The 26,668-nt window shown below is 60.8% G+C and carries 23 protein-coding genes; 8 read left to right on the forward strand and 15 right to left on the reverse strand.

Annotated elements, in window-relative coordinates; genetic code table 11:
• Positions 1–38 precede the first annotated feature (38 nt).
• The 3 genes from SPG90_RS11730 to SPG90_RS11740 are packed head-to-tail and all read left to right on the forward strand — an operon-like array spanning position 39 to position 2,547.
• The gene (locus SPG90_RS11730) at positions 39–1,268 is read left to right on the forward strand and encodes an MFS transporter (protein WP_322408145.1); all 1,230 of its coding nucleotides are present in this window, start codon (positions 39–41) and stop codon (positions 1,266–1,268) included.
• Positions 1,269–1,318: 50 nt separating this feature from the next.
• Positions 1,319–1,792 carry a DUF6130 family protein gene (locus SPG90_RS11735; protein WP_322408146.1) on the forward strand — a complete coding sequence of 158 codons (474 nt, stop codon included), beginning with the start codon at positions 1,319–1,321 and terminating at the stop codon, positions 1,790–1,792.
• A gap of 11 nt (positions 1,793–1,803) precedes the next feature.
• Complete coding sequence (locus tag SPG90_RS11740; protein ID WP_163354070.1) at positions 1,804–2,547, forward strand: alpha/beta fold hydrolase; 744 nt, start codon at positions 1,804–1,806, stop codon at positions 2,545–2,547.
• A gap of 10 nt (positions 2,548–2,557) precedes the next feature.
• On the opposite strand, the gene SPG90_RS11745 is transcribed toward SPG90_RS11740, so the two are convergent.
• Positions 2,558–3,001, reverse strand: coding sequence for a winged helix-turn-helix transcriptional regulator (locus SPG90_RS11745; RefSeq protein ID WP_045399683.1), 444 nt, complete (start codon positions 2,999–3,001; stop codon positions 2,558–2,560).
• 115 nt (positions 3,002–3,116) lie between these two features.
• Here SPG90_RS11745 and SPG90_RS11750 point away from each other — a divergent pair, with 115 nt between their 5' ends.
• On the forward strand, positions 3,117–4,331 hold the full coding sequence (locus SPG90_RS11750) for an MFS transporter (RefSeq protein ID WP_047173897.1): 1,215 nt from the start codon (positions 3,117–3,119) through the stop codon (positions 4,329–4,331).
• Here SPG90_RS11750 and iolB read toward each other — a convergent pair.
• From iolB to SPG90_RS11800, 10 genes are all read right to left on the reverse strand, one after another.
• Positions 4,297–5,121 (reverse strand): 5-deoxy-glucuronate isomerase, encoded by an 825-nt coding sequence (iolB, locus tag SPG90_RS11755; RefSeq protein WP_126303525.1) that lies wholly within the window; start codon positions 5,119–5,121, stop codon positions 4,297–4,299. The two genes, SPG90_RS11750 and iolB, sit on opposite strands and share 35 nt — an antisense overlap.
• Before the next feature lie 9 nt (positions 5,122–5,130).
• Entirely contained in the window at positions 5,131–6,021 is an 891-nt protein-coding gene (gene iolE, locus SPG90_RS11760; protein ID WP_047647087.1) for a myo-inosose-2 dehydratase, read from the reverse strand.
• 11 nt (positions 6,022–6,032) lie between these two features.
• Complete coding sequence (locus SPG90_RS11765; RefSeq protein WP_126303526.1) at positions 6,033–7,937, reverse strand: bifunctional 5-dehydro-2-deoxygluconokinase/5-dehydro-2-deoxyphosphogluconate aldolase; 1,905 nt, start codon at positions 7,935–7,937, stop codon at positions 6,033–6,035.
• Positions 7,938–7,949: 12 nt separating this feature from the next.
• Positions 7,950–9,083 (reverse strand): Gfo/Idh/MocA family protein, encoded by a 1,134-nt coding sequence (locus SPG90_RS11770; RefSeq protein ID WP_063927751.1) that lies wholly within the window; start codon positions 9,081–9,083, stop codon positions 7,950–7,952.
• Between the two features lie 8 nt (positions 9,084–9,091).
• On the reverse strand, positions 9,092–10,120 hold the full coding sequence (locus tag SPG90_RS11775; protein WP_023308786.1) for an ABC transporter permease: 1,029 nt from the start codon (positions 10,118–10,120) through the stop codon (positions 9,092–9,094).
• Positions 10,121–10,131: 11 nt separating this feature from the next.
• The gene (locus tag SPG90_RS11780) at positions 10,132–11,679 is read right to left on the reverse strand and encodes a sugar ABC transporter ATP-binding protein (RefSeq protein ID WP_023308787.1); all 1,548 of its coding nucleotides are present in this window, start codon (positions 11,677–11,679) and stop codon (positions 10,132–10,134) included.
• Positions 11,680–11,733: 54 nt separating this feature from the next.
• Entirely contained in the window at positions 11,734–12,663 is a 930-nt protein-coding gene (locus tag SPG90_RS11785; protein WP_023308788.1) for a sugar ABC transporter substrate-binding protein, read from the reverse strand.
• Positions 12,664–12,694: 31 nt separating this feature from the next.
• Entirely contained in the window at positions 12,695–13,681 is a 987-nt protein-coding gene (iolG, locus tag SPG90_RS11790) for an inositol 2-dehydrogenase (RefSeq protein WP_047173893.1), read from the reverse strand.
• 300 nt (positions 13,682–13,981) lie between these two features.
• The gene (gene iolD, locus SPG90_RS11795) at positions 13,982–15,907 is read right to left on the reverse strand and encodes a 3D-(3,5/4)-trihydroxycyclohexane-1,2-dione acylhydrolase (decyclizing) (protein WP_047173892.1); all 1,926 of its coding nucleotides are present in this window, start codon (positions 15,905–15,907) and stop codon (positions 13,982–13,984) included.
• 11 nt (positions 15,908–15,918) lie between these two features.
• Positions 15,919–17,424, reverse strand: a complete 1,506-nt coding sequence (locus SPG90_RS11800) for a CoA-acylating methylmalonate-semialdehyde dehydrogenase (protein WP_047173891.1) — start codon at positions 17,422–17,424, stop codon at positions 15,919–15,921.
• Positions 17,425–17,716: 292 nt separating this feature from the next.
• Here SPG90_RS11800 and SPG90_RS11805 point away from each other — a divergent pair, with 292 nt between their 5' ends.
• Positions 17,717–18,547 (forward strand): MurR/RpiR family transcriptional regulator, encoded by an 831-nt coding sequence (locus tag SPG90_RS11805; RefSeq protein ID WP_008502123.1) that lies wholly within the window; start codon positions 17,717–17,719, stop codon positions 18,545–18,547.
• Positions 18,548–18,604: 57 nt separating this feature from the next.
• Here the strand turns inward: SPG90_RS11805 and guaA are convergent, their stop codons facing one another.
• Together guaA and guaB are read right to left on the reverse strand one after the other, a co-directional pair.
• A complete protein-coding gene (guaA, locus tag SPG90_RS11810) occupies positions 18,605–20,182 on the reverse strand; it encodes a glutamine-hydrolyzing GMP synthase (protein WP_006811514.1) in 1,578 nt (525 codons plus the stop codon).
• Positions 20,183–20,251: 69 nt separating this feature from the next.
• Complete coding sequence (gene guaB, locus SPG90_RS11815; protein WP_322408147.1) at positions 20,252–21,718, reverse strand: IMP dehydrogenase; 1,467 nt, start codon at positions 21,716–21,718, stop codon at positions 20,252–20,254.
• A gap of 158 nt (positions 21,719–21,876) precedes the next feature.
• Here guaB and xseA point away from each other — a divergent pair, with 158 nt between their 5' ends.
• From xseA to SPG90_RS11830, 3 genes are read left to right on the forward strand one after another with little or no spacing between them, the layout of a single operon-like run.
• Positions 21,877–23,250, forward strand: a complete 1,374-nt coding sequence (gene xseA, locus SPG90_RS11820) for an exodeoxyribonuclease VII large subunit (protein ID WP_047173890.1) — start codon at positions 21,877–21,879, stop codon at positions 23,248–23,250.
• Between the two features lie 58 nt (positions 23,251–23,308).
• On the forward strand, positions 23,309–24,328 hold the full coding sequence (locus SPG90_RS11825) for a M4 family metallopeptidase (RefSeq protein ID WP_126303527.1): 1,020 nt from the start codon (positions 23,309–23,311) through the stop codon (positions 24,326–24,328).
• Positions 24,329–24,679: a protealysin inhibitor emfourin gene (locus SPG90_RS11830; protein ID WP_023308795.1), complete on the forward strand. Its 351-nt coding sequence runs from the start codon at positions 24,329–24,331 to the stop codon at positions 24,677–24,679. It begins immediately after the preceding gene.
• On the opposite strand, the gene SPG90_RS11835 is transcribed toward SPG90_RS11830, so the two are convergent.
• On the reverse strand, positions 24,676–24,897 hold the full coding sequence (locus SPG90_RS11835; protein ID WP_047173888.1) for a zinc ribbon domain-containing protein: 222 nt from the start codon (positions 24,895–24,897) through the stop codon (positions 24,676–24,678). The two genes, SPG90_RS11830 and SPG90_RS11835, sit on opposite strands and share 4 nt — an antisense overlap.
• A gap of 58 nt (positions 24,898–24,955) precedes the next feature.
• Positions 24,956–26,497 (reverse strand): peptide MFS transporter, encoded by a 1,542-nt coding sequence (locus SPG90_RS11840; RefSeq protein WP_023308797.1) that lies wholly within the window; start codon positions 26,495–26,497, stop codon positions 24,956–24,958.
• Positions 26,498–26,668 lie beyond the last annotated feature (171 nt).

Below are 26,668 nucleotides of genomic sequence, written 5' to 3' on the forward strand. Positions count from 1 at the left end.
GTTATGCTCAGGACAACTGCATAACGGAATGAAAAACAATGGAAACACCCGCCCTGCCACGCCGCCTCGCCCTCACGGCGGGATGTAATCAGCTTATCAACTGGGGGATCTCGTTTTATATGCCCGGCACCTTTGCAATGGCGATTTCAGCCGACCGGGGATGGTCATCACCGCAGATTTACCTCGGCCTGACGCTGGCGATGCTGGTGATGGCGGCGGTTTCTCCGTTTGTCGCCCGCCTGCTGGCACGCTTTGGCGGTCAGAAAGTGGTGATGAGCGGCACGTTGCTGATCGCCGCAGGCTGCGCAGGGATGGCGTATACCCAGACGCTTTTTGGCTGGTACTGCGCCTGGCTTATCGGCGGCACAGGGATGCGCCTGTCGCTGTACGACGCGCTGTTCGCCGCGCTGGTAAACCTCTACGGGCAGCAGGCGCGAAGAACGATCTCACGCGTCACGCTGGCGGGCGGGCTGGCCTCCGCCGTTTTCTGGCCGCTGGGTGATGCCCTGCTTCAGGTCATGAGCTGGCAGGAGGCGCTGCGCGTCTATGCTCTTTTCGGCCTGCTGAGCGCGATGCTGATTCGAACGCTTCCCCGGCAAAGGCTGACGGTGACGACAAAGGTCACCGCGCCGCCGCTGAACAACGAGCGGCATAACGCCTGGCTTTATGCCGCCTTCATTGCCCTCATCACCTTTGTCTCTAACGGCACATCCACCCATCTGCCGGAGTTTATTGCCCACTTTGGCCTGCCGGTCGCCATCGGCATGCTGTGGGGGATCGGCCAGACGGGCGCCCGCTCGCTGGAAGTGCTGGCGGGTGCCCGCTTAACCCCCTTCAAACTGACGCTTTTTACCGCGCTCGCCATGCCGCTCTGCTTTCTTCTGGGGATGAGCAGCGCCCTGTTTGCGTGGTGTGCAGCCGGGTTTGTGCTGGGCTACGGCGCCATCAACGGGCTGGTCACCATCGTAAAAGCCACCCTGCCGCTGGAGCTGTTTAGCACCGAAAGCTATGCCCGCCGCACGGGGATGCTGCTGATCCCCGGCCAGCTAATGGCGGCAGCCTCACCGTTTGCCTATGCGTGGCTGAATAAAACCCTGGGGATCGCGGGTGCAATGTGGGTTTCAACGGGGCTGACGCTGGTGATTGCCGGGCTGGCGATAGCGATTGTGCGCCGTCCACGCAGGCAAACTTTATCGCACTGTATCCAGAGCACCACGCTGACAAACGGGTACAAAACGCCGCCTCCGGCAAATATCTCCGATACATAAAAATGGTTTTCTTTCCCTGTCGCCATTCAGAACCGATGAGGAGAGAACCCATGATTCGTCGTTATGCACTTATCCCCCTGCTTGTCCTGGCATCTGTAGCCCATGCCCGGGCCACACCGCTGGACAACCTGAGCGCCGCGGACGTGAACGGCCCCGCCGCCGTTGCGCCGCTGGCGCAGCCGCAGCCGCAGCCGCCCGCAAAGCTGATAGTCGATCCCCCGCTTGCCGGGCCGCTGAGCAAAGGCGCGGTGTTTATTCAGTACCGTGCCGAAAACCTGCGCATCGAGCCGGTATTCGGCCCCGAAGCGCTCAAGGTTACCCCGCGCATCGGGCACATTCACGTGGTGGTGGATGACGCGCCGTGGCACTGGGCTGACGCCAGCGGAGAGCCGCTGATCCTGGTGGGGCTGCCCGCCGGTAAACACAAGGTGACAATTATTCTGGCCGACCCGACGCACAAGCCGCTCGACCACAAAACCGTTGAATTCACCGTCCCGCCCCACGCGGCGGTCCACCATTTTTAAGGAGTCTGAAGATGAAAGCACTGTCTGTAGTGACGGCAGGCCTGCTGGCGCTTTCCGCCAGCGCCTTTGCACAGAATAAAACCAGCGTGGTGCTGGTCCACGGCGCGTTTGCCGACGGCAGCAGCTGGAATAAGGTGATTACCCTGCTGCAGAAACAGCACGCCGAGGTCATTGCCGTCCAGCTCCCGCTCACGTCGCTTAAGGATGACGTTGCGGCCACGCGGCGGGCCATCGCCCGCGCCCAGGGTGACGTGGTGCTGGTGGGCCACTCCTGGGGCGGCACCGTGATTAGCGAGGCGGGCAACGATGCGCGGGTAAAATCGCTGGTGTACGTGGCGGCGTTCGCGCCGGACTCCGGCCAGTCGACGGTGGATCTGGCAGGAAGCTTCCCTGCCCCGCCGGGCAGCGCGGGCATTGCTAAATCGGCGGACGGCTATTTATACCTGCCGACAGGAGCCGTCAGAAAGGACTTCGCGCCTGACGTGAAGCCAGCCATTCAATATAAGATTGCGGCCACGCAGGGGCCGATTAAGGCCGAGGCGTTTGGTGAAAAGGTCGCCCACGCGGCGTGGCATGACAAACCGAGCTGGTATGTGGTCAGCAAGAATGACCGTATGATCAACCCCGATCTTGAACGGGCGATGGCGAAGACGATCCATGCGAAAACCGCCGAGGTGGCGGCAAGCCACGTGTCGATGGTAAGCCAGCCGCAGATCGTTGCCCGGACGATTGAGCAGGCGATAGGCGGTAATTAACCGGAGTGACTCATTCGGTCTTCTGCACTTCCGTATCCACCGGCAGCAGCGCAGTGCCGTCATGCGCTGCTGGCGCCATAAAGGGAACCGGCCTGCCCGTCCGCCTGTCAATCAGCAGCGAGTGACGCTCGCCCTGCGCAAACAGATTTTGCTCTCCCCACTGACGCAGCGCCACGATCACGGGGAAAAGACGTTCGCCTTTGTCGGTCAGAACATATTCCTGATAAGCCGTGCCGTCCGATGCTCCCTGTAACGTCAGGATTTCCGCCTCAACCAGCTTGCGAAGCCGGTCAGAAAGGATGTTGCGCGCCACCCCAAGGCTGCGCTGAAAATCCCCGAAGCGCGTCATGCCGTCAAACGCATTACGCACAATAAGAAGCGACCAGCGATCCCCGAGCAGGTCAACGCTGCGGGCAACGGGACAATATTCCTCTTTTACCGTATTTCGGGACATCACCTGTTTTCCTCGCAAAGGCCACTCTATAACTAGTTGCATTTTAAAACTGCTTAGCCTAGCATTCAACCAGTTTCATTTTAAAACCAGGTTATCACAGGCGAGGATTTTGAATATGTCACTGACGTCAGCCCTTCCTTCAGCCGACATGCCGCGCAGCATGGTCTGGCTGTTCGCCACCGCCAGCGGCCTAAGCGTGGCAAACGTCTATTACGCCCAGCCTTTGCTTGACGCGCTGGCGAACGATTTCGGCATCAGCCATGCGGCCGTGGGTGGCGTGGTGACCGCGACGCAAATTGGCTGCGCGCTGGCTCTTTTGCTTGTCGTTCCTCTGGGTGACAAAGTGGATCGTCGACGACTCATGGCAGTACAGCTGATTGCTCTGGTGGTGGCGCTGGTTTCCGTCAGCATGGCACAGTCCTCTTCAGCGCTGCTTATCGGTATGCTTGCGACCGGTATGTTGGGCACGGCCATGACGCAGGGGCTGATCGCCTACGCCGCCAGCGCCGCGTCGCCCCATGAACAGGGACGCGTTGTCGGCGCGGCACAGGGCGGCGTGTTCACAGGTTTGCTGCTCGCTCGCGTCTTTGCCGGTGGCATCAGCGATATCGCGGGCTGGCGCGGGGTTTATCTTTGCGCTGCCGCGCTGATGCTTATGATTGCGTTACCTCTGTGGTGGCGACTCCCCGCCCTGCCAGCCGTCACTGCCACGATGAGCTATCCGCACCTGATTGGCTCAATGCTCACGCTGCTGCGGCAGGAAAAAGTGCTGCAGATACGCGGCGTGCTGGCGCTGCTGATGTTTGCATCGTTCAACATTTTCTGGAGCGCACTGGTGCTGCCGCTGAGCGCACCGCCGTTTAACTTTTCGCATACAGCGATTGGCGCGTTTGGGCTGGCTGGCGCGGTGGGCGCGCTGGCGGCTGGCCGGGCAGGACGCTGGGCCGATCGGGGATATGCCCAACGCACCAGCGCGGCGGCGCTGAGTATCTTACTGTTAGCCTGGTGGCCCTTGTCGCTGATGGACCGTTCACTCGGGATCTTGCTTATCGGCATCATACTGCTCGATTTGGGCGGTCAGGCGCTGCACGTCACTAATCAGAGCATGATTTTCCGCACCCGTCCCGAGGCGCACAGCCGGCTGGTCGGGCTTTACATGCTGTTTTATGCCGTCGGCAGCGGGCTCGGCGCGCTCGGCACAACGATGGCGTATGCCTGTGCCGGCTGGCCGGGCGTCTGCCTGCTTGGCGCCTCGGTCAGCCTGCTGGCGCTGGTGTTCTGGTGGCTAACCCGCGCTAGCCACCGCTGTCCGCGGGATAATCCCGATTAATCCACGCGTGGTCCTCTTCCCAGGTGAACATCCATTTGCGCACCGGGCCGGCCATCACGTTGAGATAGTAGCTGTCATACCCGGCCATCGTCGCCACCGGGTGGTAGCCCTTCGGCACCATCACCACGTCACGGTTATAGACCGCCATACACTCATCCAGCGTTCTGTCGTCGGTGTAGACGCGCTGCATGCAGAACCCCTGCTCCGGGTTAAGGCGATGATAGTAGGTCTCCTCCAGGTAGGTCTCCTGAGGCGGGTTATCCGTGTCATGCTTGTGGCTCGGGTACGAGCTGGTGCAGCCCTCGTTGGTCCACACCTCCACCACCAGCAGGCTATCGGCGGGCCTGTCTTCCGGCAAAATGTTGTGCACGTAGCGCTGGTTGTGGCCTTTGCCGCGCGCTTCACCGTCGATATCCTGCGGGGCAATCAGCCGCGTCGGATAGGTGCCCTTGCCCGGCGCGGCGCAGACCGCCAGCTCCAGCGTCGTCAGCGCCTTCACCTGCACCGTCTCCTGCGGGGTGACGTACACCGCCCAGGGCTTGATGCGCTCGAACGGGCTCATCCGCTCGCCGATATCGTTAAACTGCGCGGAAGGCGTGCTGATGGAGGCCCGCCCGGCAACCAGCACCAGGCAGCGCTCTTCGCTGATGGCGGGCAGCATCAGCGTCTGCCCCTCCTGCAGCTCATACGCCTCAAAGCCGACGTAGCCCCACCCCGCGCTTTCCGGCGTAACGGACTGGGTGCGCCCCTCCGCGTTCGGCTGCTGCCAGCGTGATAACAGACGTGACATGTTCCCTCCTTAAATCAGTCCGGCGTCGCGGGCCAGACGGCTCAGGTTGTTATACCCCAGACGGGCGTAGGTCAGCGGATGGGCAATCGCCGGATCCTGCTCGGCCTCGACCACCAGCCAGCCGTGATAATCCTGCGCCTTCAACAGCCGCATAATCGGCGGGTAATCGACGCAGCCGTCGCCCGGCACGGTAAACACGCCGCTCAGCACCGCATCGAGGAAGCTGGTTTTGCGGTTTTTCACGTCCGCCAGCACGTCGGCGCGCACGTCTTTACAGTGAACGTGGTTGATGCGCGACGCCCAGCGCTGCGCCACCGCCAGCGGATCGGCCCCGGCAAAGGTGAGATGGCCGGTATCCAGCAGCAGTCCGACCGCCTCCCCGGTGTGGATCATCAGGTTGTCCACGTCCTCGGCGGACTCAATCACCGTGCCCATATGGTGATGGTAGGCAATCTGCACGCCCTGCTGCTGCGTATAGCGGGCAAATTCGGTGAGCTTCTCGCCGTACTCCTTCCAGCGTTCCTGCGGGAAGCGCGGACGCAGATGCACCGGGGTCTGCTGTTCGCCGTGAATGCAGCCGCTCACTTCCGCAAACACCAGCACCTTCGCCCCCAGCTCGCGCAGCAGCGTCAGGTGGGACTGCACGGCGGCGATCTCCTCCTCCACGCTGCGCTCCAGCAGGCGACCGGAGTACCAGCCGGAGACCAGCTGCAGGTCGTGACGCTGCAGGATGGGGCCAAGCAGGCGCGCTTCGCGCGGGAATTTATTGCCCAGCTCGAAGCCGGCAAAACCGGCCTCTTTACCTTCGCTCAGACAGGTCTCCAGCGAGGTTTCCGCGCCGAGAGAAGGCAGATCGTCGTTCGTCCAGGTCAGCGGGTTAATGCCTAATTGCACACTCATTGTCGTCTCCATTATGCGTGTCCGCGCTCGCGCCACCAGGCGATAAGCTGCAGGTAGTTGTCCCGGATGCGCGTCACCAGCTGCGCATCGTCAATATCGTGCTTCAGCCACGCGCGGGAGGCATCGCCAAACAGCGTGCGCCCCACGGCGAAGCCTTTTACCAGCGTCTGCCCCGCTGCGGCTTTGAAGTCCGCGCGCAGCTGTTCCGCCGGGGCGTCCAGGCCGAGGATCACCACCCCGCGGCAGTGCGGATCGCGGCGTTCGATAATCTCGCTCAGCGCCGTCCAGCCGTCGGCCGAGAGCGGCGGCAGCTTCCACCAGTCGGGATAAATGCCGAGGTTGTAGAAGCGGGAGATGGCGCGCAGGTAGAGCTCGTCGCTGCGCGGCATGCTGGCGGGCAGGATCACCTCCAGCAGCAGCTCGTGCCCGGACCGGCAGCAGGCGTGGTACACCTCGGCGATTTTCTGCTCCTGCTCCAGGCGCAGGCCGTGGGCATCTTCCGGGTGGAAGAAGACCAGGCACTTCACCACGTGCTCCTGCGGCCAGCTGATAAGCTGGGTGCCGATGTTGCCGTGCTCCATCTCCAGCGGCCTGGAGCCCGGCAGCTCGATGGGGCGGCCAATCCACCACCCTTCTCCGGTGATCGCGTTCAGCGCGTCCTGACCAAAGGTGCCGTCGCACAGCAGGCCGGCTTTGCCCTCCAGCCCGGCGCGGCTCGCCGCCTCGCGGCTGGCCTGCAGGATCAGCTGCTTCAGCGCGGGAATGCGCTTAAGCGACGCGCCGCACTGCATCGCCATATCCTCAAGCTGGCTGCGGTGATCGAAGGCCATCACGCACAGCTCCGGCCATTCGCGGCGGCGGGTGGTCACCCGGTGGAGATGGTTAAGACGCGGGTCAAGATCCGGGCGCGGAACATCTGCAGCGCGTAAAAGATAGTCATCCAGCTCGATTTTGCTCGGCATCGCCGGGGCGCAGCCGTGACGCGAGACCACCAGCGCGCCGCAGGCGTTGGCGTAGCGGCACGCCTGCTCCCAGCCCTCGTCGTTCAGGTAGCCGCGCAGCAGGCCGGACATAAACGCATCCCCCGCCCCAAGAACGTTCAGCACCTCCACGCGCACGCCGGTCACCGTCAGGCCGTCGTCCAGCCGGGACGGAATAGCGTCGGTATAGACCGAGCAGCCGAGCGCGCCGCGTTTGCAGACCAGCGCAGCGTCACTGACGGCGCGCACCTGCTCCAGCGCCTGCAGGGTATCCGTGCTGCCGCCCGCAATGTGAAACTCCTCTTCGGTGCCGACAATGACGTCGAAGAGGTGCAGCACCTCCTGCAGCTCGCGGGTGACCTTATCGGCGGCGATAAAGCGCGTTTCCCCGTCGCCTAAGGCGGTGAGCCCCCACAGCACCGGACGGTAGTCGATGTCCAGCACCGTGCGCACGCCGTGACGGCGGGCATAGCCCAGCGCCGTCAGCACCGCCTCGCGGGTCTGCGGATGAGAAAGGTGAGTCCCGGTGATGGCAAGACAACGTGCGGAGGCAATGTAGCTTTCGTCCACATCGCTGGCGGTAATCGCCATGTCCGCGCAGTTATCGCGATAAAAAATCAGTGGAAAGGTGTCCCGGTCTTTAATGCCGAGCAGCACCAGCGCCGTGAGGCGTTGTTTATCGGTAATCAGATGGCTGGTATCGCAGCCCACCTGGTTGAGCTCTTCCCGCAGGAAGCGGCCCATATGTTCATCGCCGACGCGCGCCAGCATCGACGAACGTAAACCCTGGCGCGCGGTGCCGTACGCCACGTTACCCGACGACCCGCCGAGATATTTGGCGAAGCTCGACGCGTCTTCCAGGCGGGCACCAATCTGCTGACTGTAGAGGTCTACCGCCACGCGGCCCATGCATATCACATCAAACTGCTTTTCCACGTTGATACCTCATCAGACAATGTCGTTCACATTCAGCCAGCGGCCTTCCTGGTGAGAGAGCGCGATCGCGTCCAGCACGCGCGACACCTTCCAGCCCTCTTCGAAGTCCGGCCACATCGGCGCGTCGGCGGCAATCCCGTCCACCAGGTCGCGCACCTCCACCGTTTTTTGATCGTTAAAGCCAATCCCGTGACCCGCGCCCATACAGAACGCGGCGTAGTCCGGGTGCGCCGGGCCGACGAGAAGCGTGCGGAACCCCTGACGGTTCACCGGATCGTCATGCAGATAGAGCTTCAGCTCGGCCATGCGCTCCTGGGTGAAGCTGATGGCGCCTTTCGTCCCGGTGATGACGTACGACAGCCCCATCTTGCGGCCGCAGGCAACGCGGGAGGTTTCAATAACCCCTTGCGCGCCGCCCGCAAAGCGCACCATCGCGTGGGCCTGATCCTCGTTTTCGACGGCAATCATTTCCGACGATCCGGCCTTCGCCGGGCGCGCCGGGACCACGATCTTCAGGTCGCCGCAGACCTGCTCGATCTCCCCGACCAGGTACTGGGCCATATTGACGATATGCGCCGCGAGGTCGCCCAGCGCCCCCAGCCCGGCGGTCTCTTTAAAGCAGTGCCAGTGAATGGGCGAGAGCGGGTCGGCCATATAGTCTTCGTTGTGGGTGCCGTAGAAGTGGATCACCTCGCCAATCTCGCCGCGCGCGATAATCTCCTTCGCCAGCTGCGCGGTCGGGTTCTTCATGTAGTTGAACCCCACCAGCGTTTTCACCCCGGCCCGCTTCGCGGCGTCGACCATCTCGCGCGCGTCGTGGGCGTTAAGCGCCAGCGGCTTCTCCGAGTAGACGTGCTTGCCGTGGCGGATCGCCTCCAGCGCCATCTCCTTATGCAGGTGGTTGGGTGAACAAATATCCACCACGTCAATAGCAGGGTCGGCCACCAGCGCCCGCCAGTCGCCGGTGGAGCGGTTGAAGCCAAACGCCTGCGCGCGCGCTGCCGCCAGCTCCGGCGTGACTTCCGCCACCATCTCGCGCACCAGCCTGCCGCGCAGGTTGAACACCGTCGGGGCCTGGGCGTAGGCGATAGCGTGCGCCTTGCCGATATACCCGGTGCCAATTAATCCAATACGAACCTCTTTCATCGTGATCCTCACAGTGCGCCGCGACGGCTCTTGGCATAGGTATCGAATGCCACCGCCAGAACGATAATTAATCCGGTGATAATCTGCTGGTAGTAGGCCGAGACGTTCATCAGCACCAGGCCGTTAATCAGAATCCCCATGATGATGGAGCCGATAATGGTGCCGCCGATCCGCCCGTAGCCGCCCATCAGCGAGGTGCCGCCGATCACCACCGAGGCGATGACGCGCAGCTCAAAGGAGATCCCGGCCACCGCCTCGGCGCTCCCCAGACGCGCGCTCAGAATGAAGCCCGCCAGCCCGGCCAGACAGCCAATCAGCACGTAGACGCTGACCAGCACGCGCTTGACGTTCACCCCCGCCAGGCGCGCCGCCTCCGGGTTACCGCCGATGGCATAGACGAAGCGGCCCCAGCGGGTTTTATGCAGCGCCAGATAGCCGCCGAGGGCGACGATGGCGAAGATCCAGATCGGAATGGAGATGCCGAGCAGCTCCCCGCGACCCCACCAGCGGTAGCCAGGGTCGAAACCGGCGATCGGCGCGCCGTCGTTAATCACCAGCGTCAGGCCGCGCCAGATGGTCATCCCGCCGAGGGTGACGATGAAAGGCGGCAGGCGCAGGCGGGTGACGCCCAGACCGTGCAGGAAGCCAATCGCCGTGCCCATGGCCAGACAAATCCCCAGACCAATCAGCCAGCTCATGCCGCCCCAGGCGTTCGGATCGACGGTGGTGAAGTTGTCGCCCTTGATCACGTACGCCGCGGTCATGGCGCAGACCGCCAGAATGGAGCCCACGGAGAGGTCAATCCCGGCAGTCAGGATGACGAAGGTCATCCCCACGGCCATGATCCCGTAGATGGAGACTTCGGTCAGGATGTTGAAAATATTGCGTTCAGAGAAAAAGTTGCTGTTCTGCGACTGGAAGAAGATCAGCAGCAGGATCATGAAAATCAACACCCCGAAGCGCTCGAAGAAGGCGATGGGATCGATGCGTCCGGCGCGTTTGACCGGGGCCTGCGTTTTAGAAATCATCTGCGTCATGAGAAACTCCGTTATGCCGCGTTCAGGGCGTTGTGGTTGATGGCCATCATCGTCATCAGCCGTTCTTCGTTAGCGTCGTCACCGTGGATCTCGCCGGTCACTCGGCCTTCGCTGAGGGTGATGATCCGATCTGACACCGCCATCACCTCAGGCAGATCGGAGGAGATCACAATCACCGCCACGCCCTTTTTCGCCATGTCAAACAGCACCTGGTGCACTTCCGATTTGGTCCCCACGTCGATGCCGCGCGTCGGCTCATCAACGATCAGCACCCGCGGGTTGAGCGCCATGCAGCGCGCGAGGATCACCTTTTGCTGGTTGCCGCCGGAGAGCTTGCGCACCTCCTGCGCGCTGTTGACCATTTTGATCTGCAGCGCCTTGCGGTAGGACTCAATCAGATCGTCCTCTTTGCGGGTGTTTACGAACCAGCGCCACTGCAGCAGCGAGGAGAGGCAGGAGAGCGACAGGTTGTCGCGAATCGACAGCCCCAGCACCGCCCCCTCTTTTTTGCGGTCTTCCGGCACCAGCGCCACGCCCTGATCGAGAGCATACAGCGGGTCGCGCGGCTGGTACGGCACGCCGTCCAGCTCAAAGCTGCCCGAGGTAAACGCATCAGCGCCAAACAGGCAGCGGGCCACTTCGGTACGTCCCGCGCCCACCAGCCCGGCAATGCCCAGAACTTCCCCGGCGTGGACGTGGAAGCTGATGTCGTGCAGGGCGATGCCGTGCGGATCCAGCGGCGGCTTTTCGCGGCTCAGCCCCTTTACCGCCAGGCGGACGGGTTTGTCCTCGTGATGGGTTTCGCTGGCGGGGCGGCGGTTAAAGGCCACGTCGCGTCCGACCATCAGGCGGATCAGCTGTTCAACGTTGGTCTCCGCCACCGCGCCGGTGCCGGTGAAGCGGCCGTCCTGGAAAACGGTGAAGCGATCGCAGAGCTGGAAAACTTCGTGCAGGCGGTGGGTAACGTAAATAATGCTCACGCCGCGGTTTTTAAGCTCCCGCACCACGCGGTGCAGGCTTTCCACCTCGCTGTCGCTCAGCGCGGCGGAAGGTTCGTCCATAATGATTAACCGGGCGTTGAGGGTCAGCGCCCGGGCGATCTCCACCATCTGCTGCTGGGCGACGCTCAGGCGGGCGACAGGCGTGGTCGGCGCAACGTTCAGCTGGAGGTAATCGAGAATGACCTGCGCCTCCTGGTTCACCGCCCTTTCGTCGACGATCAGGTTACGCCTGCGCGGCTCGCGCCCGAGAAACATGTTTTCCGCGACGGTCATGTTGGGCAGCAGGTTGAACTCCTGATAGATGGTGATAATGCCCTTGTTCTGGCGTTCCACCGGAGAGTCGTCCACCGGCAGCGTTTCGCCGTTGAACCAGATATCCCCGCGCGTTTGCGGCTGCGCGCCCGCGAGCGCCTTCAGCAGCGTGGATTTTCCCGCCCCGTTTTCCCCCAGCAGGGCGTGAATTTCGCCGCTACCGACGGTTAGCTGAGCGCTGCTCAGCGCCCAGACGCCGGAAAAGCTTTTTGCCAGGTCGGTCACTTTCAGTAAGGGTTGCGACATCGGTCTGCTCCTCCTTTAGAGTGAGCCGCCGCGCCAGCGGCGGCTGCGGATAAATCAGTTACCGGCCTCACCGATACGCTCAGCCTGCTGCAGGTTCTCTTTGGTGATCAGCGTCGGCGGGTAGTCGGCCCCGGTAATGGCTTTCTTCTCGCGCACGTTGGCCACCAGCTGGCTCATCGCCGTCTGCACCGCAAAGCCCGGACGCTGATCCGCCGTTACCGCCAGCCAGCCGTCGCGCACGCGGGCCAGCGCTTCCGGCACCGCATCAAACCCGGTCACGAGGATTTCGCCCGGCTTCACGCCCTGGCTCTGCAGGGCTTCAATCGCGCCCAGCGCCATATCGTCGTTGGCGGAGAGGATCACCTGCGGACGTTTCGGAAGCGAAGGCAGAACGCTTTCAACAATGCGCATCCCTTCAGAACGCATCCAGTTGCCGGTCTGATCGGCGACGATCTTGTATTTATCCCCGCCCGCCTTCAGGCTGTCGCGGATCCCTTTGGTGCGCTCAATATTGGAAGAGGAGCCCGGCTGGCCGGTGAGGAGAATGATGTCCGCGCCGTTAGGGAATTTGGTTTTGACGAAGTCGCCAATCGCCTGGCCGCCCTTGTAATTGTTGGCGCCGAAGTGCGGCACTTTTTTCTGGCTGTCGACGGATCGGTCAAGGGTGACCACCGGCAGCTTCGCATCCTGAATTTCATCCACCGCGCTGGAGACCGCGTTGACGTCGTTCGGGGAGACGATAAAGCCCTGCGCCCCGCGGGTGATGGCGTTTTCCAGGTCAGCTACCTGCTTCGGCGAGCTGCCCTGTCCGTCCAGCACCTGAAGCTTCACGCCCATCTCTTTTGCGGCTTTCACCGCCGTGCGCTGCATGTGAACTTCAAACGGCATGGCCAGGTTTGGCGTACTGAAAACGATTTGCTCGTTTTCGGCGAGTGCGGCCCCGGACGTCATGGCGATGAGGGCGGCTACGATCAGTTTTTTCATTATTATGTCTCTCTGTGTAGGGTTGTTGTGTTTAGAGGACGATCTCGCGCTGGCTACGCAGTGATTCCAGCGCTTTATCCGCAAGGTACAGCGCACGTTCACCATCATCGCCGCTGCAGTCAGGCACCGCTTCGCCGCGCAGGACCGCAACAAAGTGTTCCCATTCCGCGGCGTAAGCGGATTTGTAGCGCTGCAGGAAGAAGTGTTCAGGCAGCGCGCTGGTGCAGCCCTGTTTGCCGTAGTGCTGCACCTGGTTTTCCAGAATGTTGCCCGCGCACAGCAGCCCTTCGGAGCCGTGTAGCTCCAGGCGCTGGTCGTAGCCGTAAGATGAACGGCGGCTGTTGACGATGGTCGCCATCGCGCCGGAGGCATATTTCAGAACGATAAACGCGGTATCGATATCCCCCGCCTCGCCAATCGCCGGATCCACCAGGTTGCTGCCCTGGGCATACACCGACACCGGCTCTTCGCCCATGATGAAGCGGGCCATGTCAAAGTCGTGAATGGTCATATCGCGGAACATGCCGCCAGAGACGCGCACGTACTCCGCAGGCGGCGGAGACGGATCGCGGGAGATGATGAGCAGCGATTCCGGTTTGCCGATGCGCCCGGCCTGCGCGTCGGTTTTCACGCGGCGAAACTGCGGGTCAAAGCGGCGGTTAAAGCCAATGAACAGCGGCACGTCGTACTCTTTGACCACCTTCAGGCAGTCGCGCACGCGGGCGAGGTCAAGGTGTACCGGCTTTTCGCAGAAGATGGCCTTGCCGTGGCGGGCGGCCATTTCAATCAGATCCGCGTGGGTGTCGGTGGCGGAGGCGATCAGCACGGCGTGAACGTTAGGGTCGGTCATCGCCTCGTTCAGGCTCTGCTGACGGGCCTGATACTGCGCGGCGAGATGGGTGGCAAATCCCTGATTCGGGTCAACCACGGACCAGAGCGTGGTCGCGCCGTGGCTGGCGATGTTAGCTGCATGTACCTGGCCAATTCGGCCAGCGCCCAGTAAAGCAATGTTAAACATAACGGCTCCCGGTGTTGGTGAATGCTGTGAACTAACGACTCTATAAATAAAACATTTATTTCATTTTTATAAATAGTGAAAATTATGTTTTTGAGTGCGGGTTAACACTTTTGAGATGAATGAGATAAATTTTGTTATCAATCTCACAACATGGAAGAAGGTGCTGCTAGCCCCTCACCCCGGCCCTCTCCCCAAAGGGGCGAGGGGGAAAAGAGCGCACCGACCCTAACCCTCTCCCCATTGGGGAGAGGGTTAGAGTGAGTGGAAAATGAAATGAAAATTTCGTTACTTCGGGAAAACTCAATACTGACGGGCTTTTTTCACCTGCGCCTGCGTTTGCTCGGCGGCTTCACGCACGGCAGACGATTCCGCCACCTGCGCATCACCGGTTCGCCACCAGGAGGCGTAGTCGTGGGTCATGGTCTTCGGCAGCACCTTGATGTCCAGCAGCGTCGGGCCCGGATGGGCGCGTGACGCTTCCAGCGCCGCCAGCAGGCTTTGCTCATCGTTCACCCGCCACGCGCGGCAGCCGTAGCTTTCCGCGTTTTGCGCAAAATCGACCTTCACCAGCGGCCCGTCAAGCCGCCCGGTTTCCGGGTTGCGGTGGCGGTTTTCCGTGCCAAAGCTGCCCATGCCGTGCCCCATCTGCAGGTTGTTAATGCAGCCGAAGCTGGCGTTATCAAACAGCAGAACGGTGATCTTAATGCCCTCCTGAACGGCGGTTTGCAGCTCGGAGTGCAGCATCATGTAGGAGCCATCCCCCACCATGGCATACACCGGCAGTTCGGGTCTGGCGAGCTTCGCGCCGATGGCCGCCGCAATCTCGTAGCCCATGCAGGAGTAACCGTACTCCAGGTGATAGCTGTCCGGCGTTCTGACCTGCCAGAGGCGCTGTAAATCCCCCGGCAGCGAACCGGCCGCGCCCACCACAACGGCGCTATCTTCAATATGCTGGTTGATCAGCCCCAGCACCCGCGTCTGGGTCAGGCGGGTGTTGAGCGTCTCGCCGTATTCCGCCAGCTGCGTATCCATGTGCCCTGCCACTTCGGGTGCGTCGTCAGGGCGCCACTGGCGATCCCACAGGCGGCGGCATTCGTCGCGCCAGGCGGACTTCACCTGAGCGATCGCCTCTCCCCAGCCGCTGCGGTAATTCCCAAGCGCGTGGGTCAAGGCCTGCAGTCCGGTTTGGGCATCGGCAACCAGCGCGGTGGCGTCCAGCTTCATGGCGTCAAACTCGGCCACGTTCAGCAGCAGAAACTCAACGTCCGGGTGGGAAAAGAGCGCCTTGGAGCCGGTGGTAAAGTCGGTCAGGCGCGTGCCGATGCCAATCACCAGATCAGCTTGTGGCGCGAGCTGGTTGGCCGCCATTCCGCCCGTCACCCCTACGCCACCGAGGTTAAGTGGGTGGTCACTTACCAGCGCCCCCTTCCCGGCCTGGGTTTCGGCAAACGGCAGCTGCAGCGTCTCGACAAAGTCGCGAAACGCCTCATGCGCGCCGGAATAACGCACCCCGCCGCCGCACACCACCAGAGGGCGACGCTTGCGGGCGATCAGCGCCCGCGCCTGCGCCAGACGCTGCGGATCGGGCGGACGACGCTCGATGTGGTGCACGCGACGCGCAAAGAAGCTTAGCGGGTAATCCCACGCTTCCCCCTGCACGTCCTGCGGCAGGCAAATCGTCACCGCACCGGTATCTGCCGGGTCAGTAAGCGTTCGCATCGCGCTAAGCATTGCGCTCATCAGCTGCTCGGGACGGTTGATGCGGTCCCAGTAGCGGGAGACCGGGCGGAAGCAGTCGTTGGTGCTGATGCTGAGATCGTGATACTGCTCGATCTGCTGCAGTACCGGGTCCGGCTGGCGGCTGGCGTAGATATCGCCCGGGAGCAGCAGCAGCGGGATGCGGTTCGCCGTGGCGGTTGCCGCCGCCGTGACCATATTGGCGGCACCCGGCCCGACGGAGGAGGTGACGGCAAAGATGCGCTTACGGCGGTGCTGTTTGGCGAATCCCGTCGCCATATGGGCAATGCCCTGCTCGTTGCAGCCCTGCATGATGTGCAGATGTCCGGGGTCCTGCTCCAGCGCCTGGCCGATACCCAGCACGTTGCCGTGACCAAAGATGGTGGCGACGCCCTCTACGAAGGGCGTTTCGTTGCCGTCCACGCTGACGTACTGTTGATTAAGGAACCGGACCAGCGCCTGGGCCATGGTCATACGTTCGGTTTGCATAAAACCTCCTGTCAGCCCAGCGTTGGCATAGAGAACGCAGCGCCTGTCTCCTGCTGCATTTCCGGCCAGCGCGCGGTGATGGTTTTCATTCGGGTGTAGAAGCGCACGCCGTCGCTGCCGTGAACGTTGAGCGCGCCAAAGATCGAACGCTTCCAGCCGCCGAAGCTGTGGAATGCCATCGGCACCGGGATCGGCACGTTGACGCCCACCATGCCCGCCTGCACCTCTTCGCAGAAGCGGCGCGCGCAGCCGCCGTCGCGGGTGAAGATCGCTGAACCATTACCATATTCATGGCGGTTAATCAGATCCACCGCGCTGGCGTAATCTGCTACGCGCACCACAGAAAGCACCGGGCCAAAAATCTCTTCTTTATAGATGGTCATCTCCGGGGTGACGTTATCGAACAGCGTCGGCCCGACGAAGTAGCCCTGCTCGTGGCCCTTCACGCTGAAGCCGCGACCGTCCACGCGAAGCTTCGCCCCCTGCGCTTCCCCGCTGTCGATGTAGCCCAGCACCTTGCTGCGGTGCGCGGAGGAGATGAGCGGCCCCATTTCGTTTTCCGGCGTCTGGTCGAGCCCCGGCCCGACGCGCAGCGCGGCAATCTGTTTTTCCAGCCGGGCGCAGAGGTCATCGGCGGTTTTATCTCCCACTGCCAGCACCACCGAGAGCGCCATGCAGCGTTCGCCCGCCGCGCCGTAGGCCGCGCCCATGATGGCGTTGGTCGCCATCTCCATGTCGGCATCCGGCATCAGGATGCAGTGGTTTTTCGCGCCGCCCAGCGCCTGGCAGCGCTTACCGTGGGCGGAGGCGGTCTGGTAAATGTATTCCGCAATCGGCGTGGAGCCGACAAAGCTCACCGCCTGCACGCGCGGGTCGGTCAGGAGCACGTCAACGGACTCTTTATCGCCCTGCACCACGTTGAAGACGCCGTCCGGCAGGCCGGCCTCTTTCAGCAGCTGCGCCAGCGCGAGCGCCAGAGAAGGATCTTTTTCCGACGGCTTCAGCACGAAGGTGTTGCCGGTCGCCAGCGCAATCGGGAACATCCACATCGGCACCATCGCCGGGAAGTTAAACGGCGTGATCCCGGCGCAGACCCCGAGCGGCTGCATCAGCGAGTGGCTGTCGACGCCCGTGCCGACATTCGCCGAGTGTTCGCCCTTTTGCAGATGCGGGATGCCGCAGGCAAATTCCACCACCTCCAGGCCGCGGGTCAGTTCGCCCACCGCGTCGGAGAAGACCTTGCCGTGCTCTTCGCTGATGAGGCGGGCCAGGCGCTCCATGTTCTCTTCCAGCAGCGCCTTGAAGCGGAACATCACGCGCGCGCGCTTAAGCGGAGCATGGCGCGCCCACGCCGGAAACGCCTGCTGCGCGGCGGCAATCGCCTGCTCCGTTTCCTGCGCCGTACTCATCACCACCTGGCGGATCTGCTCGCCGGTGGCCGGGTTGAAGATCGCCTGAACGCGCTGGCCTGAACCGGTGACACATTCGCCGTGAATAAAATTCGCTACCGTCTCCATCCTTAACCTCTCGCTGTTGATACGTGACTGTTACCTGAACACTGTGTACTGAACACTATATATGAAACAAATATTCCATTTTAAGTTGAAATAAAATAAATGATGATTATTGTGATCAAGGATGGATTTTTATGTTAACAGCCAACAACACTGGTGCAGCGTGCGCTATTAAGGGATTTCGGGCGAGGAAATGACTGAAGCTTCTGTTTCATTTTTGCTGCCAGATGGATGGCCGACATTTAAAAGACGCGGTTTTGCGTTTAGAATCATATGACTGTATTTGGGGGATAACATGACGACAGCAACCAGCCTGAACGAACTGCAGCAGCAAATCCGCGATCGCTACGATAGCCTTAGCAAGAGGCTGCAGCAGGTCTCCCGCTACGTGCTGGATAACACCAACAGCGTGGCCTTTGATACGGTTGCCGTCATTGCCGAGCGCGCCGACGTGCCGCCCTCGACGCTGATCCGCTTTGCCAACGCCTTTGACTTCACCGGCTTCAACGAAATGAAACAGCTGTTTCGCATGAACCTGGTGGAGGAGACCGCCAGCTACAGCGACCGCGCCCGGCTGTTCCGCGAGATGGAGAGCGAGGCCGTGCCGGAAACGCCGCTCGATATTTTGCAGGAATTCGCCCGCTCGAACGCGCAGGCGCTGCAGCAGCTGGCCGCCCGCGCCGAACCGGAAATGCTGGAGCGCGCCGTGCAGCTGCTGGCCGACGCCGACACCATCTACATCGCCGGACTGCGCCGCTCCTTCAGCGTCGCGGCCTACCTCACCTACGCTCTAAGCCATCTGGAGTGCCGCCCTATCCTGCTCGACGGCATGGGCGGCATGCTGCGCGAGCAGATCAGCCGCATTAAGGCGCGCGACATCGTGGTGTCGATCAGCTTCTCGCCGTACGCGGAAGAGACGGTGATGGTCAGCGAAACCGCCGCCAGCGTTGGCGCGCGTCAGATCGTGATTACGGACAGCCAGATTAGCCCCCTGGCGACGTTCAGCGATCTCTGCTTTGTGGTGAAAGAGGCGCAGGTGGACGCGTTTCGGTCTCAGTCGGCAACGCTGTGCCTGGTGCAGTCGCTGGTAGTGGCGCTGGCGTATCGGCTGGGAGAGGGGAAGTAAGGCAATAAAAAAACCCCCTGCACAGGCAGAGGGTTTGGTTGTTAATTCAGCGGGAAATCATTCCCACTCAATCGTAGCCGGTGGCTTACCGCTGATGTCATACACCACGCGGGAAATACCGTTAACTTCGTTGATGATGCGGTTAGACACGCGGCCTAAGAAGTCATACGGCAGGTGCGCCCAGTGCGCGGTCATGAAGTCGATGGTTTCCACCGCACGCAGGGAAACAACCCAGTCGTACTTACGGCCATCGCCCATCACGCCGACGGAGCGAACCGGCAGGAACACGGTGAACGCCTGGCTCACTTTGTTGTACAGGTCAGCTTTGTGCAGCTCTTCGATGAAGATCGCGTCCGCGCGACGCAGCAGGTCGCAGTACTCTTTCTTCACTTCGCCCAGCACGCGCACGCCCAGACCCGGACCCGGGAACGGGTGACGGTAGAGCATATCGTACGGCAGACCCAGTTCCAGACCGATCTTACGCACTTCGTCTTTGAACAGCTCGCGCAGCGGTTCAACCAGGCCCATCTTCATCTCTTTCGGCAGGCCGCCCACGTTGTGGTGAGATTTGATGACGTGTGCTTTACCGGTTGCAGAGGCCGCGGATTCGATCACGTCAGGGTAGATGGTGCCCTGCGCCAGCCACTTCACGTCTTCCAGCTTCAGCGCCTCTTCGTCGAACACTTCCACGAACACGCGGCCGATGATTTTACGTTTGGCTTCCGGATCGTTCTCGCCTTTCAGCGCGTCCAGGAAGCGCTGCTCGCCTTCCACGTGAACGATGTTCAGACCGAAGTGGTCGCCAAACATGTCCATAACCTGCTGGGCTTCGTTCAGACGCAGCAGACCGTTGTCCACGAACACGCAGGTCAGGTTTTTGCCGATGGCGCGGTGCAGCAGCATCGCGGTCACGGAGGAGTCCACGCCGCCTGAGAGGCCGAGAATTACCTTGTCATCGCCAACCTGCTGGCGGATACGCTCAACGGCGTCGTCGATGATTTTTGCCGGGGTCCACAGGGCTTCACACTGGCAGATGTCACGCACGAAGCGCTCCAGCATGCGCATACCCTGACGGGTGTGGGTCACTTCCGGGTGGAACTGCACGCCGTAGAAGCGTTTTTCTTCGTTCGCCATGATGGCGAACGGACAGCTTTCGGTGCTGGCAACGGTCACGAAGTCAGAAGGGATGGCGGTAACTTTGTCGCCGTGGCTCATCCACACGTCCAGCAGCGGTTTGCCGTCTGCGGTCAGGGAGTCTTCGATACCGCGCACCAGCGCGCTGTCGGTGACGACTTCTACCTGCGCATAGCCGAACTCGCGCTCGTTGGAGCCTTCTACGTGGCCGCCCAGCTGCATTGCCATGGTCTGCATACCGTAGCAAACGCCGAATACAGGCACGCCAGCTTCGAACACGTACTGCGGCGCGCGCGGGCTGTTCTCTTCGGTGGTGCTTTCCGGGCCGCCGGACAGGATGATGCCGCTTGGATTGAATTCGCGAATCTGTGCTTCCGTGACATCCCACGCCCACAGCTCACAGTAAACGCCCAGTTCACGTACGCGACGCGCCACCAGCTGAGTGTACTGCGAACCGAAGTCCAGGATGAGAATGCGATGTTTATGAATGTTTTCCGTCATTGACGCTAATTCCGAGGCAAGTGAAACAGATGAAATAAATCGCCCGACACGAGGTCGGGCGAAGAAAAATCAGGAGCCCAGACGGTAGTTCGGGGACTCTTTGGTGATCGTCACGTCGTGAACGTGGCTTTCCTGGATACCCGCACCGCTGATGCGTACGAATTCCGCTTTAGTACGCAGCAGGTCAATGGTACCACAGCCGGTCAGACCCATACAGGAGCGCAGGCCGCCCATCTGCTGGTGAATGATCTCTTTCAGACGGCCTTTATACGCTACGCGACCTTCGATACCTTCCGGTACCAGTTTGTCAGCGGCGTTATCGGTCTGGAAGTAACGGTCAGAGGAGCCTTTGGACATCGCGCCCAGGGAGCCCATACCGCGGTAAGATTTGTAAGAACGGCCCTGGTAGAGTTCGATTTCACCCGGGGATTCTTCGGTACCGGCCAGCATGGAGCCTACCATTACGGCAGCTGCGCCCGCGGCGATCGCTTTGGCGATGTCGCCAGAGAAGCGGATACCGCCGTCAGCGATAACCGGAATACCGGTGCCTTCCAGCGCTTCAACCGCGTCAGACACCGCGGTGATCTGCGGAACGCCCACGCCGGTGACGATACGGGTAGTACAGATGGAGCCAGGGCCGATACCGACTTTCACCGCGCTGCAGCCAGCGTCAGCCAGGGCGCGAGCGCCTGCGCCGGTGGCCACGTTACCGCCAATGATCTGCAGATCAGGGTATTTGGCGCGGGTATCGCGAATACGTTGCAGAACGCCTTCGGAGTGGCCGTGAGAGGAGTCAATCAGCAGGACGTCAACGCCCGCAGCGACCAGCGCGTCAACGCGCTCTTCGTTACCGGCACCTGCGCCAATCGCAGCGCCGACGCGCAGACGGCCATGCTCGTCTTTACAGGCGTTAGGCTTACGTTCTGCTTTCTGGAAATCTTTAACGGTGATCATGCCGCGCAGGTGGAAGCTGCTGTCAACAACCAGCGCTTTTTCAACGCGTTTTTCGTGCATTTTTGCCAGCACCACGTCGCGGGTTTCACCTTCGCGAACGGTGACAAGACGCTCTTTTGGCGTCATGTACACGCTAACAGGCTGGTTCAGGTCAGTCACGAAACGCACGTCACGACCGGTGATGATGCCCACCAGTTCGTTCTCTTCGGTCACCACCGGGTAACCGGCGAAGCCGTTACGTTCGGTCAGGGCTTTCACTTCGTGCAGCGTGGTGGTTGGCAGAACGGTCTGTGGATCAGACACGATGCCGGATTCATGTTTCTTCACGCGGCGAACTTCTTCCGCCTGACGTTCGATAGACATGTTTTTGTGAATAAAGCCAATGCCACCTTCCTGTGCCAGGGCGATAGCCAGGCGCGCTTCAGTCACGGTGTCCATTGCCGCAGAGAGCATAGGAATGTTCAGGCGAATGGTTTTAGTCAACTGCGTGCTGAGATCGGCAGTATTCGGCAGAACAGTGGAGTGAGCGGGAACGAGGAGGACGTCGTCAAACGTCAGTGCTTCTTTAGCGATACGTAGCATGGGCAATATCTCTGACCTGGGTGGTTAAATATTGCCGTGGCATTATACAGAGCGTAACCGATTGCATCTACACTTTTTTATAAAAAAGCTTGCGATTGCCTCTCAGCAGGTTACTATCGACTGAATAACTTGCTGATTTAGAATTTGATCCCGCTCACATGTTATCCTCTCAATCCCCCTCAATTTATACCGTCAGCCGCCTGAATCAGACGGTGCGTTTGCTGCTTGAGCAGGAAATGGGGCAGGTCTGGATCAGCGGTGAGATCTCTAACTTCACGCAGCCGTCCTCCGGTCACTGGTACTTTACCCTAAAAGACGATACCGCCCAGGTGCGCTGCGCGATGTTCCGCAACAGCAACCGTCGCGTGACGTTTCGTCCTCAGCACGGCCAGCAGGTTCTGGTTCGCGCCAATATCACCCTGTATGAGCCGCGCGGCGATTATCAGATTATCGTCGAGAGCATGCAGCCCGCGGGCGAAGGCCTGCTGCAGCAGAAGTATGAACAGCTAAAAGCCAGGCTCTCTGCCGAAGGGCTGTTCGACCAGCAGTTCAAAAAACCGCTGCCCTCCCCCGCCCACTGCGTTGGGGTCATCACCTCGAAAACCGGTGCGGCACTGCACGATATTTTGCACGTGCTGAAGCGTCGCGACCCTTCCCTACCCGTCATCATCTACCCGACCGCCGTTCAGGGTGACGATGCGCCGGGCCAGATAGTTCGCGCCATTGAGCTGGCGAACGTGCGTCAGGAGTGTGACGTCTTAATCGTCGGGCGCGGCGGCGGTTCGCTGGAAGACTTGTGGAGCTTTAACGACGAGCGCGTGGCGCGGGCAATCTTTGCCAGCCTTATCCCCGTGGTAAGCGCCGTCGGCCACGAAACGGACGTGACGATTGCCGATTTTGTCGCGGATCTGCGCGCGCCTACGCCGTCCGCGGCGGCGGAAGTGGTCAGCCGCAACCAGCTGGAGCTGCTGCGCCAGATCCAGAACGTACAGCAGCGTCTTGAGATGGCGATGGACTACTTTCTTGCCAACCGTACCCGCCGCTTTACCCAGCTTCATCATCGTCTTCAGCAGCAGCATCCGCAGCTGCGTCTGGCGCGCCAGCAGACCGTGCTGGATCGTCTGCGTCAGCGCATGAACGTTGCGGTGGACGCGCAGCTTAAGCGCGCGGTATCGCGCCAGCAGCGCGTGACGCAGCGCCTGAACCAGCAGAACCCGCAGCCGAAAATCTATCGCGCGCAAACGCGGATCCAGCAGCTGGAGTATCGTCTGGCGGAGAGCGTCCGGGCGCGCCTGAGCACCACCCGCGAGCGTTTTGGCAATGCGGTGACCCACCTTGAAGCCGTCAGCCCCCTCTCCACGCTGGCGCGCGGCTATAGCGTGACGACGGCGACGGACGGCAAAGTGCTGAAGCAGACCAAACAGGTGAACGCCGGTGATGTCCTGACGACGCGTCTTTCCGACGGCTGGGTAGAAAGCGAAGTGAAATCAATTAAACCGGTGAAAAAAACGCGTCAGCGTAAAACCGGATAATTCTTCGCCGGTTACTTACTATACTGCTGCTATTCCCTTTTTTAATAAGGAGAGCAGCATGCCCCATCTTCATAGCGTTATTCCCCCTTATATTCTTCGTCGTATTATCGAAAGCGGTTCCGAGCCGCAGCAGCGCTGTGCCCGTCAGACCTTAACCCATGTCCAGACGCTGATGGCCCACATGCCGGGCAAACCCGCCGCGCCGCACGTGAATAAAGCCGGGCAGCTGGAGCGCGATATTTACGACGCGAAGCAAACCCAGGAGCTGCCGGGTACGCAGGTGCGTTACGAAGGCCAGCCGTCGAACGGCGATGTGGCGGTGGATGAAGCCTACGATTATTTGGGTATTACCCATGATTTTTTCTGGAAGGAATATCAGCGCGATTCGCTCGATAATAAAGGGCTTATTTTGACCGGCACCGTGCATTACGGCCGGGAATATCAGAACGCCTTCTGGAACGGTCAGCAGATGGTATTTGGCGACGGCGACGGGGAAATATTTAACCGCTTTACCATCGCCATCGACGTGGTGGCGCACGAACTCAGCCACGGTGTGACCGAGACCGAAGCCGGGCTTATCTATTTTGAGCAGTCGGGCGCGCTGAACGAGTCTCTGTCGGACGTGTTTGGCTCGCTGGTCAAACAGTACCATCTGAAGCAAACCGCCGATAAAGCAGACTGGCTCATTGGCGAAGGGCTACTGGCGAAAGGGATTAACGGCAAAGGGCTGCGCTCAATGTCTGAACCCGGCACCGCCTATGACGATCCCCTGCTTGGCAAAGACCCGCAGCCTGCGCACATGAAAGATTTCATTAAAACGCGCGAGGATAACGGCGGCGTGCATCTGAACTCCGGCATCCCCAACCGGGCATTTTATCTGGCCGCGGCGGCGATCGGCGGCTACGCCTGGGAAAAAGCGGGTTATGCCTGGTACGACACGGTTTGCGATCGCAATCTGGCGCAGGATGCGGATTTTGAGGCCTTCGCAAAACTGACGATCGCGCACGGAGAGAAACGCTCCGGCGGCGACGTTGGAGCGGCCATTAAACAAGCCTGGGAACAGGTGGGAGTGTTGTAAATGCAGGTTCCGGAACTGACGGATGACGCCGTGGTTGAGCTGGCCCGGGAAGGCGGCGTCGCTTTTATCCCCAGGCTGAGCGGACAGCGCACCATCGCGCTCTCCTCGCTCAATGAAGCCCAGCGCCAGCGCCTGGTGAGCATCCTGGAGCAGGCTTTTCCGCGCGGTCAGCCGCCGGGGCAAGCCTCTTCACCCGGCAGCGGCGACCAGCGCTATTTCCGCATCCAGATTATCTGGACCGGGCAAAATCAGGCGCACTACGCCGATATCGTCGTGCTGGTGCCGGAGCAGGAAGCGCCAGAGTCGCTGGTTGAGCTTTGGAAGAAAGGCGAAGGCTGCGTCTGCGATTAACCTTCGGCCCGAACAAACTCCACGCGTTTTTTAGAGATAAGGCCGTGGCCGTTCTGGCAGAAATAGTCCACCGCGCCGCAGGCTTTTAATACCTGGAGTGGCTGATGGCACTCCGGGCAACGGGCTACAAGCGCAATATCTTTATTACAGCTGTCGCAGTGCGCCACGCCGTTCTGGGGCTCCAGCGGTGACTGGCAATCCGGGCAGGTAATCGACATATTCTCTCCTGTTGGGTTTTACCGGGACAGGATAACTGCCCCGGTAGGCTGAACATTATCAGGCTTCAGCTGCCGGTTTAGTCTGCGCATTTTCCAGCATGCGGCGCACCGGAACAATAAGGACGATCAGTACCGCGGCACAGATCAGCAGCGCGATGGAGCAGCGCGCAAAGAGATCCGGCAGCATATCCAGCTGATCGGCCTTCACGTGGCCGCCAATCAGGCCCGCCGCCAGGTTACCCAGCGCGCTGGCGCAGAACCACAACCCCATCATCTGTCCGCGCATTCTCTCCGGCGCCAGCAGCGTCATGGTCGCCAGGCCAATCGGACTCAGGCACAGCTCGCCGAGCGTCAGCATCAGGATGCTGCCCACCAGCCAGAACGGCGATACGCCCGCTCCACCGCTGCTCAGCACGTTCTGTGCCGCCAGCATCATCAGGCCAAAGCCCGCCGCCGCGCACAGAATACCAATAACAAACTTGGTAATGCTGCTCGGACGAATGTTTTTGCTCGCGAGCTTCGGCCATGCCCAGCTAAACACCGGTGCCAGCAGGATGATGAACAGGGCGTTGATTGACTGGAACCACACCGCCGGGATTTCAAAATCACCAATCATGCGGTTAGTGTAGTCGTTGGCAAACAGGTTGAATGAGGTTGGCTTCTGCTCAAACGCGGACCAGAAGAACGCCGCGGAGATCAGCAGAATAAAGCAGACCAACAGCCTGGCGCGCTCTTTACGATTCAGGCCCGCAAAAACAAACAGATAAATAAAGTAGAGGGCAACGGATGCCGCAATCACGTAGACCAGCACGCTGGCTACCGCGACCGGGTTAATCACAATCACGCCCTGCGCAATCAGCGTCACGATCGTTGCCACGCCTGCCGCCAGCGCCAGCAGCCAAACGCCCACGCCGTTACGCTTCACCACCGGGCTGTTCCAGGTGGAGTCGAGGCCGACTTCGCCGTCATAGCGTTTCATCGCCGGAACGGCAAACACGCGGAAGATAATCAGCGCCACCAGCATCCCGATGCCGCCAATACCAAAGCCCCAGTGCCAGCCGTGGGTTTTAATCAGCCAGCCGGAAATCAGCGGCGCGATGAACGAGCCCATGTTGATGCCCATATAGAACAGCGAGAAACCGCCGTCACGACGCGCGTCGCCTTTTTTATACAGGGTGCCGACCATCACCGAGATACAGGTCTTAAACAGCCCGGAGCCAAGCACGATGAACATCAGGCCGATAAAGAACAGGTTGTTCCCCATCACCGCCGAGAGCGCAATCGACAGGTGACCGAGCGCAATCAGAATTGAACCGTACCAGACGGCTCTCTGCTGACCGAGCCAGTTATCCGCCAGCCAGCCGCCCGGCAGCGCGGCCAGGTACATGGTACCGGCAAAGATACCGACAATCGCCGAGGCGTTTTCACGCGCCAGGCCCATCCCGCCGTCATAGACGGTGGCGGCCATAAACAGGATCAGTAACGGACGAATGCCGTAAAATGAGAAACGCTCCCACATCTCGGTGAAGAACAGGGAACCGAGCGGATACGGATGGCCGAAGAACGTTCGGCTCTCTTTTTGATTAACAGTGGATTGCATAATTCTCCCGAAAGGTATGTCGTCGTGCTTGTAAACACCAGCAGGTACGCCGGCCAGTTACGTATCTGGCCGATTTTTTACATGCGGCGAAAAGTTAGTTAACCATTTGATAACCAGGCGCTAGTTTTGTCTAGTACCGGACCCTGGACTTTAAGATGAAAATTCGACGAT

Origin of the sequence: Enterobacter sp. D2 (genome assembly GCF_034427575.1) — a bacterium.
GTDB classification, from domain to species: domain Bacteria; phylum Pseudomonadota; class Gammaproteobacteria; order Enterobacterales; family Enterobacteriaceae; genus Enterobacter; species Enterobacter cloacae_M.